We start from the raw sequence: 13,582 nt of genomic DNA, 5'->3' as shown, positions 1-13,582 counted from the left end.
GCGCGGCTCTCACCTATGATAAAGAGATGCGCGATGGTAGCGGAACAGGCCTAAGCAGGACACAGGGTCTAATCCTGGGCATCGAAAGCTCGTGCGACGAGACGGCTGCGGCGGTCGTTCGTGGAGGCACGGACGCGCTGTCGAATGTAGTTGCTTCGCAGATGAATCTGCATGCGAACTACGGCGGCGTGGTGCCGGAGTTGGCTTCGCGGGAGCATCTGCGCAACGTAGTGCCTGTGGTGCGCGAGGCGCTTTCGCGGAGTGGTGTGAGCCTGGACGATATTGATGCAGTGGCGGTGACCGAGGGGCCGGGGCTTGCCGGCGCGCTGCTGGTGGGGATTACGTATGCGAAGGCGCTGAGCTTTGGACTGGGGAAGCCGCTGATCGGCGTGAACCATCTGGAGGGACACATTCATGCGGTGCTGATGGAGGCCCGGCAGCGGGCTGAGGCTCCGATGGAGCTGCCGCTGCTCGCGCTGGTGGTCTCGGGTGGGCACACGCATCTGTATTTGGCAGAACAAACGCGGGATCTTGCCGAGACGCAGGACAGCGAGGGCGCGTGGCGATACCGCAACGTGGGCCGCACGGTGGACGACGCTGCTGGCGAGGCTTATGACAAGGTGGCGAAGCTGCTGGGGTTGGGGTATCCGGGAGGGCCGTGGATCGATTCGCTGGCGGTGCGGGGAAATCCGCGCGCGGTGAAGTTCAGCTTCGCGCAGATCAAGCCGCGTCCGCATCGCGATGGGGCTTCGCTGCCGAACAAGAAGGCTCCTGTGGCCGCGAGTGGGCCGAGCTTTGATTTTTCCTTCAGCGGCATCAAGACGGCGGTGTTGCGGCACATCGAGACGCGTCACATGCGAGAGAGCGTGGAGGCACGGCGGGCGGCGCTGGCGGCGAAGCTGGAGTTGAAGCCTGGTTCGGACGAGGTTGTAGGGCTATGCGATGCGCAGACGCTGGATTTGATCGCGTCGTTCCAGTACGCGGTGGTAGGGAATCTACTTCGCCAGACCTTCGCTGCGGCGGAGGCGTTCGGCGCGCGCGGCATTGTGGTTTCGGGCGGCGTGGCTGCGAATCGCGAGCTGCGGCGGCGGTTTCAGGCTGAGGCTGACCGGCGCGGATTGCCGGTGGCGTTTCCGTCGCTGGCCCTTTCGACCGACAACGCCGCGATGATTGCGGCTGCGGCGTGGCCGAAGTTTGTCCTCGAGCAGTTTGCAGGCGATGACCTGGGCGCGACGCCGCAGCTTCGTCTGGGGCAGGGATAGCACCTCGAGGAACAATGAGCAAACGGGCCATCGGCTAAAATCAATAGGGAATTTCAAAAGAAAAGTGGTCTGCACCGCGCTACGTGCTCGGCTGCGGCAGGATAAGAGCGCACGTGGCAACAATGGAACTTTTCAATACCCTGGGCGGCAAGACCGAGACGCTGGAGCCAGTCGGCGCTCCCGAACTGCGAATGTACTGTTGCGGCCCGACGGTGTATGACTATGGACACATCGGGAACTTCAGGACGTTTCTGCACGTCGACGTGCTGCGCCGCTTCCTGCTCGAGCAGGGGATGAAGGTCCGGCACGTGATGAACGTGACCGACGTGGATGACAAGATCATTCGCAATGCGACCATGGCAGGCCTGCCGATTGCGGAGTACACGGCAAAGTTTGAACGGGCCTTCTTTGAGGACTCCGATGCGCTGGGGATTCAGCGGCCGGAGTATGTAGCGCATGCGACGAGCTGCATTCCGGAGATGGTTGCGATGGTGGAGAACCTTGCGGCCAGGGACATCGCGTACCAGACAGACGATGGGAGCTGGTACTTCCGCATCGCGCGGTTCCCGGAGTACGGCAAGCTCTCGCGCAAGGATTTCGAGGGGATCGAAGACGGCGCGCGCGTGGATGTGGACGAGTACGAGAAAGATGCTGCACGCGACTTTGCGTTGTGGAAGGCCTGCAAGCCCGGCGAGCAGCACTGGGATACGGCGTTGGGCTGCGGGCGTCCGGGGTGGCATATCGAGTGCTCCGCAATGGCGATGAAGTATCTGGGTGAGTCGTTCGATCTGCATGCGGGCGGCGAAGACCTGATGTTTCCGCATCACGAGAACGAGATTGCGCAGTCGGAGTCGGCGAGCGGGCACGCGTTTGCGCGGCACTGGATGCATGTGCGCTTTCTCTTGGTGGAAGGACGCAAGATGTCGAAGTCCGAGGGGAACTTCTACACGCTGCGCGATCTTCTGCTGAAGGGCTATCGTGCTTCGGCGATACGGTTCCTGCTGATCTCGGTTCCGTACCGCCATCAGATGAACTTCACCTTCGAGAGCCTGAAGGAGTCCACCAACGCGATTGACCGGCTGCGGACGTTTCACCAACGCATGCTGAAGGGTGGCTTTCCTGAAGGTTTGGACGAGGCAGTGGCGCAGGCGGCAGCGAAGGCCGAGAAGGACTACACCGCCGCTCTGGCGAACGACCTGAATACGGCCGAGGCTCGTGCGGCGATCTTCGACCTGGTGCGCACGGCGAACTCTGCCGCGGATGCGCATGCGCTTCGCGCAGGCAATGTGAGCGAGATTCTTCGCGTGCTTGCGCTGTTCGATGGAGTCTTTGCGGTGCTCGAAGACAGGGACGCCGAGATCACACGCGCTGCGCTGGCATGGGCTGAGGCTGAAGGGCGGCTGGGTGAGGCCGACTCATCGATGGTTGCCACGCTGTCGCTGAGCGATGAGGCGATCGATGCACTTGTCGCCGAAAGGACGCAGGCCAAGAAGACGCGCAACTTCGCGCGGGCCGACGCGATTCGGAACGAGCTTCTGGCCAAGGGAATTCTGCTTGAGGATTCGAAGGACGGCGTCCGCTGGAAGCGTAAGTAGACTTCTGACGGAAGATAGGATCGAGTGCGAGCTTGCTGGCGTTGACCATGCAGTTTTGACCACAAGTGCTACGATATGGCCATGTTGCTGCGGACCGCGGTGTTGCTGTGCCTGCCTCTCTTTGCTGCTCCTTGTCTCGCGCAGACTTCGCAGCAATCTCCTGCTAAGCCTCCCACGACTGCGCTCAAACTCTTTCGCGATCCCGGGCTGAACATGACCTTTGCGTATCCGGCCGAGTTCACGCCTGTGATGACGGGCGCGGCGAAAGCGCAGGCATCGGACAAAGGCCCCGCGGCGCCGCAGTGCGTCCGCTCGATTCTCTCCGCAGGCTCGGAGAGCAAGCTTGGCAGTTCGGCGTTTGTTATCTCGGCCATCGACGGCACGTGTCCGGGTGCATTGAAGCAGGCAGAGCAGCAGGGATGGTTTACGAAGGAGCAGATTCTGCGGCAGCTCAAGCGGTATGGAACGGCGTCTCTGTTGCAGGAGCCGTTTCACTACACGATCGACGGCCGTCCTGCAGCAATTACGCTGGGCTCTGCCAGGCAGGATGATACTGCGGTTATTGGAGTCCCGGTGGTGACGACCTATGCGGCCAAGGCCTGCTTTCGCAGCATAGTCCCTGACAAGCAGAAGGCCGGAGCGAAAGCGCAGGCAGATGAGGTGATCTGCCTCGACTTTACGACGCAGCATCGCGATCTGCTGACGGGGATCCTTGAGTTTTCGGTCCAGTTTGACGATGGGATGCCGCACCCGATCGTTACTGGCAATGCGCTCCACTAAGGTGGGCTCAATGCGCTATACTCAGCGGCACAGGCCGAGCCTTATGAGATCCCGTCTCTCAGTCGCGATGGAACCAATCTCCAAGGCCACAGGGGTATCGTGCCCCTCCAGGACGCAGCAGATGCCGCGCACGTACCTGTGCGGTCTGCCTTCCAGCACGCGGCCTAGCCTCTTCGGCGGCGACTAGCCGAGCGCCTCCGAGCCTGGCGAAGTTCTCGCCCAGCGTCAGCCGTTCTACTCTCTGCTTTCTTTGCAGCATCTCGCCGCCTTCGTGCGGCGGATGGAAGCGGCTCACCCTTTCTCGCTGACAACCGAAGGAGACCCGCATGAGCACCCTGATTCACGAGCAGACTCGAGTTGCCACCGAGGCCGACTACGCGCAGTACGGCCCGAAGCTGAAGATGCCGCTCCCCGGGCCGCTTGCCCAGAAGACCGTCGCCGAAGACCACAGTCTGACCTCGCCCAGCTACACACGTGGTTATCCATTGGTGGCGAAGTCGGGTCGCGGGACTCGTATTACGGATGTCGACGGCAATGAGTTCCTCGACTTTGCCGCAGGAATCGCCGTGAACTCGACGGGGCACTGTCACCCTGAGGTGGTGAAGGCGATTCAGGACCAGGCTGGTCAACTGCTGCATATGTCGGGCACGGACTTCTACTACGAGAACATGGTGAAGCTCGCGGAAAGGCTTTCGGCGATTGCTCCGATGCCTGGGCCGCATCGCTTCTACTACGGCAACTCCGGAGCCGAAGCGGTGGAGTGCGCGCTGAAGCTCGCGCGGTATCACACGGGCCGGCAGAACATCATCAGCTTCTTTGGGGCATTTCACGGACGCACGATGGGTGCGCTCTCGCTGACCGCGTCGAAGCCGCAGCAGAAGCGCCGCTTCGCGCCATTTGTTCCGGGCGTGCATCATGTCCGCTATCCGTATGCGTATCGCGGTTGCAGCGGCGGGCCGCAGGAGGAAGAGGCGTTCGCGCTTGGATGCGCGCGGTTCATCGAGGAGAAGCTCTTCAAGACGACGGTTCCGCCGGAGGAGGTCGCCGCGATTATCCTCGAGCCGATTCAGGGCGAGGGTGGTTATGTCGTTGCTCCGACGAATTTCCTTGAGGAGATTCGCCGTATCTGCGACCGGCACGGAATCCTACTGATCGCCGATGAGGTGCAGTCGGGCGTGGGCCGCACGGGCAAGTGGTGGGCGATCGAGCACTCGGGCGTGCAGCCGGACATCGTCTGCATCGCCAAAGGCATCGCGAGCGGCATGCCGCTTAGTGTCTGCATGGCGAAGGCCGAGGTGATGGATTGGGTGCCGGGCTCGCATGCGAGTACGTTTGGCGGCAATCCGGTGTGCATTGCTGCGGCGCTCGCGACGCTGGACATCATCGAGCGCGAGGCGATGCAGAACGCCGCCACGGTTGGAGCGAAGATGCTGGGGCGGCTGCGTTCGTGGGTCAGCAAGCACGCGAACGTGGGCGATGTTCGCGGGCGCGGGCTGATGATCGGCATCGAGATCGTCAAGGACCAGCAGAGCCGCGAGCCTGTGGGCGCGCTGCGCGATCGCATCGTCGATCTGGCGTTTGAGCGCGGCCTGCTGATTCTCGGCTGCGGCGAGACCAGCATTCGCCTGTGCCCACCGCTCGTGGTGAAACAGCAGGAGGCCGACGTGGCGCTCGATATTCTGGAAGAATGCATCCAGATGGCGACGAGGGGCTGAGACTATAGCAACAGTGAGTCAGCAAAAAAGCGAGTCAGCAACGATGCTCTGTTGCTGACTCGCTTTTGTTTGCTGGTGACGCAGCGGGAGGTTAGAAGGTGAAGCTGACCTCTCCGGTGATTGCTCGCGGCGAGACGTAGTGCGTGCCTGAGAAGGTGGAGAGAAAGTTGTACAGCGCGTACTTGTTCGTGATGTTGATAGCAGTCGCACGAAGGCCAACTTTGTACTTGTCACCGTGGAAGAGGTTGTCCTCGCCCAAAGCCATGTCGAAGAGGTGCCTCGGCTGGATACGCTGCGGGTTACGGTCGTCGTTCTCAGTTCCCGGAGCGGGGATGTTGATGAGGCTGGAGGTGAGCTGCGAGGCGAGGCAGGTCACGGGCAAAGGATTGGTCGGTGTTGCACGAACACCATTGCAGATGAGCCCAGACTGGAACTCCTGGTCGGCAGTGAAGCCGCTCAGGTCGACAGCAGGCTGGCCATTGATAGTGAGCGGGTTTCCGTTGCTGTCGAACGAGAACGTCGCGCACTTGCTATTCGGATCAATTGCGTTGTAGCACGGAGCCGAACCGGCGACGAGGCCGCTGTCATAGCGCCAGTTGAAGCCGATCCAGGCGCTCTTGCGGAAAGGAAGGTTGTACTGCAAGTGCGTAGTCTCGTTGAAACGCTCGTCGTGGTCGATGCGGAAGGGGAAGTTGGAGCCGGGCGTCCCAGGGGTTGCGCCGACGCCTCCGACCTGCGGGTTGAAGAAGCGCGCAGCGACCGAAGACATCACGACGAAGGCGCTGAAGCCGTGGGTCTCCGGGACATTGGCACGGATGGCGAAGCCGGGGATCTTCGAGTTGTGCCACTCGATGGGGAAGGTGATGGGAGTCGATCCGAAGACGCTGAAGTCGTAGGCGTTGTGTGTGTACTTCCAGATGTACTCGGCACTGACAACGAGGTGCCTGCCGAAGGCCTGCTGCAGGCCTGCGTGAAACTCGTTGCGGAAGCCAGGGTTGAACGGCGCGGGGGTGCACTGGCCAAGCGTCTCGAAGATGCCCTGAATGACGGGATCGTAGCAGCCGTTGGTGGAAAGCACGAGGTTCTCGTTGAAGGGCGTCTCCTGCGCGCGCGCGTAGGAGGCGCGTAGCACGGTGTTTGTCTTCTTGATGTTATAGGAGAGTCCAACGCGGGGCTCGGCCTGGCGCTGAACGGCGAGGCCATTGTAAAAGTCGCCGCGCACGCCAACGTTGAAGAGCCAGTTGCCGGCCGAGATCTGGTCCTGCGCGTAGAGAGCGAGCTGCTTCACGTCGGTCTGGCCGTGCCAGTAGTACTTGGTGCCGCCTCGGGTGAGATCGTATGGCAGGAGAACGGGGTTGAAGTTCGGGTTGGCCTGCAGCCCGGCGTTGGCGCACTGGTTGGGGTCGGTGAATCCGCCGACGGAGCTGCCGTTGCTATCGACGCATGGAGCATTTACACCCGGATCGACGAGTCCGGTGTGGATGTTCTCGCGCAGAAACGTCTGCTGATAGACGCCGCCAATCTTAATGTTGTGAATGCCTTTGTTGTAGGAGAAGTCAGAGTGAATGCCGGCGTTGGTCAACGTGCGATATTGTTGTACGGTCTCCTGTTGGATGGGGCCGAAGTCGGCCAGTGGGTTGTGGCTCGCATAATAGTTGTAGCCGTCGCGGCGAACATAGGCTCCGATGTTGAAGACAGAGTTCGCATTGACGATGCGAGTGAAGGTGGGAGCTATATTGAAGGTCTCGATCTTGGACCTCTGATCAGCGGCTCCGAGGAAGTTACCGAACTGGTCGAAGACGCTCGAGGTGTCATAGGAGTTCGGGGTCTGGAACCAGGAGCGCGTGTACTGGAAGTTGGTGTGGAGGGAGTTGGCCTGGTTGAACTGATAGTCCACGCGGTCGAAGAAGTTCTGTTCGTTGCCGTGATCGTGCAGCGTCAGGAACTCGGGACCATCGAGGAAGCGACCCGAGTTGAGGCCGTTCACCGCGATAAAGTTGCCCCAGTTCTGCTTACCGTAGGCAAGGTTGGCATCCAGGTTGGATGAGCCGAAGGTTCCATAGTCGAGGGCGATGCTGCCGTGAGGAGTCGTAACTCCTTGTCCTGAGCGAGTGGTCGCCACGATGATGAGACTGGTTTTGTCGCCGTACTCCGCCGTGGGGGCGCCTCCGATGACTTCAAGCGACTGCACTGCGTCGGCGGGAAGCTGGTTGGAGAAGACTTTGCTCTGCTGATCGGTGATGGGCTGGCCATCGACAGAGAAAGAGTTCTCAGCGTGATCTCCCAGGCCGTGGAAGAGGCCGTTCGAATCGGCCGCGACTCCCGGTGAAGACAGCGTAACGATGGAGCTGAGAGAAGAAGACTGGCTCTCGAGCGGCAGGCGGTCAATGGTCGAGCGGTCAACGTCGGTGTGGAAGCTGGGATCGGTCTCGATCAGTTCCTCGCCGCTTTCAACGTTGACGGTCGTCGAAGCGCTTTCAACAGAGAGCTGGATCGGCAGCGTGACCGGCACGATGGAGTTAATGTCGACTGCTTTGTCGGTTTTGGCAAAGCCGGATACCGTGACCAAGAGATGGTAGGGGTTGAAGGGGATGTTATAGAAGCGGAACTGACCTGCGCTGTCGGTTCTGACGGTGCGGGTGTAACCGCTGACGTGATTGGCGATCTCGACGGTCGCGTTAGGGACGATGGCGCCGCTCGGGTCAGTGATGGTTCCGGAGATGGTTCCGGAGTTGCTCTGTGCCTGCGCGACTGTGGCGAACAGCGCGAGGGAGAGCACGAATACGAAAAGCCGGTGGAGAGATGGCCTGCACATAAAGAAGATGGCTCCTGGGGACGCTCTCAGGAAGAGCGTCGTGCTGATATGGGGCGCGTCCGCGTAGGTTGTACGCGGTGGGTTCAGACACTGAGTTGCGCGGAACGTGATTGTGTCTGCGGACTAGGCGCGGACTGCATCAGCGGGAGGTGGACGGCTGGCCATCTCGAACCGCCAGCGGAAGGTTCTCTCGGCATCCGCGGCGACCGAATCGAGCGCCTGCATTTGCAGGGTCGGTTCGGGTGCGTGGGCCGAGACGGGCAGCGCCGACGAGTGCATCGCCACGCAGAGCGGGCAATGGTCGTCCTGCGACGGGCTGTTGTGAGTGGGACTCTGCTTCACGCTCGAGAAGACCACATGAGTGTGGCTGACTTGCACGGTTCCCATCACGCAGACCATGAATGCGCAGAAGACAGCGATCAGCTTGAGCCAGAGAGGGCTCTGCGTGCTGCGTCCGCGTTGGAAGATGGTCTGCATGCGTTTTGAATGCTGCTTTCTGTGTAACATACCCTGCGTGAGGAGCCAAACTGCCGGTGGAGTTGCTGTCAATCGAGCCCGTGGTCGAGTGCGTCTAACCGGAGAGCTCCAGTGGCTCTACACTGTGGGAAGTTCTATGAATAAGACGCATTATTGCCCCATAAGGTTTTTAGTTTTGCCGCCTGTATTGCTGGTAGGCTGTGTCTTTTTTGCCACACTGGATATCATCGCCGGGGCGCAGACCTCCTCGCAGAAGAGCCTTCCTGTCCCCGATGCCCCGGCGCAGCCTCACCGTACCCGCCTGATTCTGAAGGACGGAAGCTACCAGATTGTGATGAGCTATCGCGTGCTGGGCGACCGAGTGCTCTACGTCAGCGCAGAGCGGGGCGGCGTGCAGGAGGAGATTCCAGCCTCGCTAGTGGACTTCGAGGCGACGAAGCGGTGGGAGCGGCAGCATGCCGAACAGCAGGCGAACGACGCAGGGCAGAACGATGGCGCTCCGGCGATCGATCCGGAGCTGCTGAAGGAGGAGGCAGAGCGCGCCTCGTACACGCCTGAGGTTGCCAAGGACCTGCGTCTGCCGGAGCAGGACAGCGTGCTGGGTCTCGACATCTTTCAGGGCAAGCCGGAGCTGGTTCCGATGCCGCAGTCCGACAGCGAGCTGAACCGCAACACATCGCACAATGTGCTGAAGGCCGCGATCAATCCGCTGTCGAGCTCGCACCAGCTTGTGCAGCTCAAGGGTGAACGGGCAGCAGTGCAGTTCCATGTGGACACGCCGGCGCTGTTCCTCCGCATCGGCAGCGACGAGCCGCCAGCGACGGGAGGCGCGCCGCTGACGGTGGACACGCACGGGGCGAGCAGCGCCATCAAGGATGCGCCTGCTGGCGGATCGGCCGGCAGCCGCTATGTGATTGTGCGGGCCGATGTGCGTCAGGGCGCGCGCATTGTCGCGAGCTTCAAAATCAGCATGCTGGGCAGTGTGCACCAGCAGGAGGACGTGATCGAAACGGCCCGGGAGGTGCTCTCCGGAGGCCACTGGATGAAGCTGACGCCGCGCCAGCCGCTGGAGTTCGGCGAGTATGCGCTGATGGAGGTGATCAGCGACCGGGAGGTGAATCTCGGTGTGTGGGACTTCGGCGTACATCCCGTCTCACCCGAGAACCGAGACGTGATTCTGCCGCAGCCGAAGCGGCCTTTGTCGCTGGACCGGAGGCGTCCGGAGTAGCTGCTCTGGGGTACCTACCCCCCCCTGGGTAGCCGCAAAATATTGCAATAGAAAGAGTTAGAGATTTTTGGCGTTTGTAAAATATTGCATCAAAAGGGTTTAATCGTAAAATATTCATAACAAAATAGTTATGGGCACAGATGAGCCCCGGGATGACCGGGGCTTTGTCCGTTTTCCAGCTATTTCAATTTCTAGCAAGTTGCAGTAACTAGTCTGCCACTGCTAAGTTATTTGTTTTTATGGGATTAGGCCATTTAGGGGCTTGACAAGATTTTGCTGTGGAAAACTCGGGAGAGGATGAGAGGCAAAGAGAACGGCTCCGTCGAAACGGAGCCGTTCTAGTTGGGTAGTTCGGTTTAGAAGAAGAGTTTTGCGGCCACCTGTAACTGGCGAGGGCCGTAGAGGGTGCCGCTGGTGTTGTTGATGGTGCCGAATGGCGTCGACGACACGAACGGCGCGATACAGGTGTTGGAATGGCCTGAGACCGGGCAGGTCACCGAGGTGGCGGTGGGAGCGACGAAGGAGAATGCACTGGTTGCCACCCCAAGGCCGTTGCGATGGTTGACCAGGTTGAACGCCTCGCCCACGATCTGGAAGCGAACATTCTCGTGGATTGGAAAGTCACGAGAGACCCGCAGATCGATGTTATGAACTCCGGGGCCATGAAATCCGTTACGTGCGACCTGCGGGGCCCGGCCGAATGCGCTTCCAGGGGAGTTGAAGGTGTTGTTGGCGGCTCCGGTGGCACTGCCATCGAAGCCGGCTGCGGTGGCAGTGTTACCAGCGTTCGTGGTGTAGACGCCTTTACCAGGGTTGTTGGTCAAGAACGCTGTCACCGGAAAGCCGGTCTGCTCGGTTGCTGTGCCGGCTAGGGTCCAGCCATTGGCGGCGTGGCGAGCCAAGGCGTTATCCGTTTTCAGGGTTGGCTGCCAGACGAGGCTGGCGACGAAGCGGCTCCTCATGTCGAGGTCCGAACGTGCCTGCTCGCGTGTCATGTTGATGGCTGGATTGTTGTAGATTCCCTTGCGGTTGAACGGATCGAGGAGGACGTCGGTGCCGAAGAAGGCTCCGCCGGAGCTGTTGGCACCGGAGGCTCCGCCGGCGCTCTGGCCGGCGTCTTCGGTATGGGCCCAGGTGTAGTTGAAGAGCGCAGAGAAGCCATAGCTCATCTGCTTCTTAAGGGAGACGGCGAGGGAGTTGTACCAGGTGTTGAGTCCGCTGAAGGAGACCTGGAAGTTGCCATCGCCTGGGTCTGGTTTGGGGAGCCCGGCAGGATAGAAGGGCACTGTGACCGTGGAGAGGGTCTTGCCTGTTTTGTCGACGACGTCATAGGTGCGGGTGGCGCCGGTGTAAGCGGGCTGGTTGAGGTCGATGGAGTAAGGCAGGCGCATGCCGCGCGTGCCTACCCAGCCGATGGAGAGCGTGGTCTGGAAGGGCAGGGCCTGCTCAATGGCGAGGTCTGCCGAGTGTGTGTAGGGCTGGGTGTAGTGAGGATCGACGCCGTGCGGACTCAGCGGCTGGCCTGCGGGAACGCCGATTGGCTGAGGCGTGAGCGCGCCTGCGAAGGGCGCAGCCAGCGGGGGGCCAGGAGGCGTAAAGAGGACGTTGAGGTTGGTGGGCGCTCCGGCCTGGCCAGGCAGGAGATTGTACTGCTGCTGGAAGACACCATTTTCCACGCGTACGTTGTAGTAGGCGCTCAACGGAATCAGTCCGTAGAACATGCCGTAGCCGCCGCGCAGGACGGTGCCTGTATAGGGCGACCAAGCGAAGCCCACGCGAGGCTGGATCATCTTGTAGTTGGTGTTAATGATCTGAGTGGTGGCGATGCCGATAGCGCTGGGCTGGCCGTTGGCGCTGGTGAGGAAGGGGCGGGGCGGCTGAGGCACAAGCTGCGTGTCGTAGCGAATGCCGAGGTTGAGGACGAGGGAAGAGGTCACCTTCCAGTTGTCTTCAAAGAAGCCTGCGAGGTTCTTGCTCCAGAAGTCGTCTTTGCCAGACTTGGTGATGGGATCGACGACCTGGGTGAAAGTGGAGTAGTGCTGGCCGCCGTTGACTCCGTAGGCGTCCTGAACCCAGTTGGCGAAGGAAGTGGCCGCGGGGCCGCTGTACGTGTATCCGCCGTTGCCCTGGAAAAGGTTGATCATGATCTCGTGGATGAAGTTGAGATCGACGCCGGCCTTGAAGTTGTGACGGCCGCGGGTCTGTGAGATGACGTCGAAGAACTGGATGCGATGTTCGTCAGGCTCAGCGATGCGGGGTAGGGCCGCGGTCTCGCCGTAGTTACCAATGACGCCGGAGCCGATGGTGACACCGGGCCCGGGCCCGTTGGCGGTGTTGGTCTCAAGATCGCGGGACCACTGGAAGCGAAGCTCGTTGGCGGTGGAGGAGCCGAGGACCGAGTCCCAGCCGGCTACGAAGAAACGCTCGTGGAAGGCTGCGGTCCCATTGTTCTGAATTCCGCCATTGCTCTGTGAGGGGCTGGTGTTATAGCCGTTGGGCTGGTGAAAGTTCTGCCAGAGGAAGCTCGCGCTGAGGTGATTTTTGCCGTTGAGCTGGTAGTCGAGCTTGGGGAAGAAGACGTCCTGCTTGATGTTGCGGGGGAAGGTCCCGGTGGTCTCGGAGATGAGGAAGTTGGCGGCGGCGGTGCATTGCGAGGCGGTGAGAGGCGCCGGGCAGGTGGTAGTGGAGTTAGCGTAGCCGAGGAGGGTCGCAGCGGGTGTGCTGGAGGTGTAGAGGATGGGGTTGACCTTGCGGAAGCCATCGTAGGTGAAAAAGCCAAAGAGCTTGTCCTTGATGATGGGGCCGCCTACGGAGCCGCCGAACTGATGCTGCTGGTGCACGGTCTGGGTCAACAGGACGGGGCTGGCGCCGTTGTGCAGGGCCGACCACTTGCTGTACGGATCGAGTGCGTTGAGGGTCGGGTAGCGAAGCAGATAGAAGAGATCGCCATGGAGCTGGTTAGTTCCGCTCTTGGTGATGGCGTTGACCTGGCCACCGGCGGCGCCGCCGAACTGGGCGGAGTAGCCGGAGACGGCAGACTCGAACTCCTTGATGGAGTCGGCCGAGAAGACGTAGGGAGCGCCAAGGGAGCGTCCGCGGGCTTCATTGAAGAGTGCCTGCTGGTTGCTAACGCCGTCGACGAGGTTGGTGTTGTAGAGGCCGGAGATACCGCGATAGCTGACGAGGCCGGTAGAGCCGTCGGGAGCGACGTTGGGGGTGAGGAGGACGAAGTTATCCCAGCGGCGGCCATTGACGGGGAGATTGCCGATGTAGGTCTGGCTGATGGTCTGGGACTGCTCCGTGCGCTGGGTATCGATGGGCGGCTCTTCAGTGGTGACCTGGACTTCGGTGGCAACGGAGGCCGCGGCGAGAGAGGCGTCGACGGAGAGCGTCTGGCCGACGGTGAGCTGGAGGTTCTTGCGGTCTACTTTGCCGAATGGACCACCGCCGAGGACGACTTCATAGTGTCCCGATTGAAGGAAGGTGGCACTGTAGTAGCCGTCGGAGTTAGTGGTGAGGTTGCGAGCGGCGCCGTTGTCGGTGTTCACAATCTGGACAGTGGCGTTCGGGACGGCAGCACCGGAGGTATCGGTGACGGTGCCGCTGATGGTCCCTGTGCCGGCGGTCTGGGGTCGAGCGGGAGGCGCAACAGCGAGGGTCAGCAACACTGCGAGCGAGAGAGAGAGACGTTTCCACGTAGGACGTGTCAT

At 61.1% G+C, this 13,582-nt stretch carries 9 protein-coding genes; 5 read left to right on the top strand and 4 right to left on the bottom strand.

From position 1 onward, the window contains the following. Window positions 1-26 precede the first annotated feature (26 nt). The 3 genes from tsaD (at window position 27) to OHL16_RS13340 (ending at window position 3,637) form a co-directional block, all read left to right on the top strand. Window positions 27-1,262, top strand: coding sequence for a tRNA (adenosine(37)-N6)-threonylcarbamoyltransferase complex transferase subunit TsaD (gene tsaD / locus OHL16_RS13350; RefSeq protein WP_263367662.1), 1,236 nt, complete (start codon window positions 27-29; stop codon window positions 1,260-1,262). Window positions 1,263-1,384: 122 nt separating this feature from the next. Then, entirely contained in the window at window positions 1,385-2,857 is a 1,473-nt protein-coding gene (gene cysS, locus OHL16_RS13345; protein WP_263367974.1) for a cysteine--tRNA ligase, read from the top strand. Between the two features lie 81 nt (window positions 2,858-2,938). Beyond that, a complete protein-coding gene (locus OHL16_RS13340) occupies window positions 2,939-3,637 on the top strand; it encodes a hypothetical protein (RefSeq protein ID WP_263367661.1) in 699 nt (232 codons plus the stop codon). Between the two features lie 58 nt (window positions 3,638-3,695). Here the strand turns inward: OHL16_RS13340 and OHL16_RS13335 are convergent, their stop codons facing one another. Further along, entirely contained in the window at window positions 3,696-3,932 is a 237-nt protein-coding gene (locus OHL16_RS13335) for a hypothetical protein (protein WP_263367660.1), read from the bottom strand. Between the two features lie 31 nt (window positions 3,933-3,963). On the opposite strand from OHL16_RS13335, the gene OHL16_RS13330 reads away from it, so the two are divergent. Next, window positions 3,964-5,352 carry an acetyl ornithine aminotransferase family protein gene (locus tag OHL16_RS13330; RefSeq protein ID WP_263367659.1) on the top strand — a complete coding sequence of 463 codons (1,389 nt, stop codon included), beginning with the start codon at window positions 3,964-3,966 and terminating at the stop codon, window positions 5,350-5,352. A gap of 91 nt (window positions 5,353-5,443) precedes the next feature. Here the strand turns inward: OHL16_RS13330 and OHL16_RS13325 are convergent, their stop codons facing one another. Both OHL16_RS13325 and OHL16_RS13320 read right to left on the bottom strand, forming a co-directional pair. Then, window positions 5,444-8,167, bottom strand: a complete 2,724-nt coding sequence (locus OHL16_RS13325; RefSeq protein ID WP_263367658.1) for a TonB-dependent receptor — start codon at window positions 8,165-8,167, stop codon at window positions 5,444-5,446. 123 nt (window positions 8,168-8,290) lie between these two features. Beyond that, entirely contained in the window at window positions 8,291-8,644 is a 354-nt protein-coding gene (locus OHL16_RS13320) for a hypothetical protein (RefSeq protein ID WP_263367657.1), read from the bottom strand. A 136-nt stretch (window positions 8,645-8,780) separates the two neighbouring features. Between OHL16_RS13320 and OHL16_RS13315 the strand changes: the two genes are divergently transcribed. Continuing rightward, window positions 8,781-9,872 carry a hypothetical protein gene (locus tag OHL16_RS13315; RefSeq protein ID WP_263367656.1) on the top strand — a complete coding sequence of 364 codons (1,092 nt, stop codon included), beginning with the start codon at window positions 8,781-8,783 and terminating at the stop codon, window positions 9,870-9,872. Window positions 9,873-10,228: 356 nt separating this feature from the next. On the opposite strand, the gene OHL16_RS13310 is transcribed toward OHL16_RS13315, so the two are convergent. Beyond that, window positions 10,229-13,582 (bottom strand): TonB-dependent receptor, encoded by a 3,354-nt coding sequence (locus tag OHL16_RS13310; protein ID WP_263367655.1) that lies wholly within the window; start codon window positions 13,580-13,582, stop codon window positions 10,229-10,231.

The sequence above is a fragment of the Edaphobacter bradus genome (assembly GCF_025685645.1).
Classification (GTDB): domain Bacteria; phylum Acidobacteriota; class Terriglobia; order Terriglobales; family Acidobacteriaceae; genus Edaphobacter; species Edaphobacter bradus.
The sequence above is the reverse complement of the archived record's forward strand: the minus strand, read 5'-3'. Positions and strand labels throughout refer to the sequence as shown.

Coding starts and splice junctions, on each gene's coding strand:
- tsaD (WP_263367662.1), top strand. CDS start 27: ATGCGCGATGGTAGCGGAACAGGCCTAAGCAGGACACAGGGTCTAATC.
- OHL16_RS13315 (WP_263367656.1), top strand. CDS start 8,781: ATGAATAAGACGCATTATTGCCCCATAAGGTTTTTAGTTTTGCCGCCT.
- OHL16_RS13320 (WP_263367657.1), bottom strand. CDS start 8,644: ATGCAGACCATCTTCCAACGCGGACGCAGCACGCAGAGCCCTCTCTGG.
- OHL16_RS13330 (WP_263367659.1), top strand. CDS start 3,964: ATGAGCACCCTGATTCACGAGCAGACTCGAGTTGCCACCGAGGCCGAC.
- OHL16_RS13340 (WP_263367661.1), top strand. CDS start 2,939: ATGTTGCTGCGGACCGCGGTGTTGCTGTGCCTGCCTCTCTTTGCTGCT.
- OHL16_RS13310 (WP_263367655.1), bottom strand. CDS start 13,582: ATGACACGTCCTACGTGGAAACGTCTCTCTCTCTCGCTCGCAGTGTTG.
- cysS (WP_263367974.1), top strand. CDS start 1,385: ATGGAACTTTTCAATACCCTGGGCGGCAAGACCGAGACGCTGGAGCCA.
- OHL16_RS13325 (WP_263367658.1), bottom strand. CDS start 8,167: ATGTGCAGGCCATCTCTCCACCGGCTTTTCGTATTCGTGCTCTCCCTC.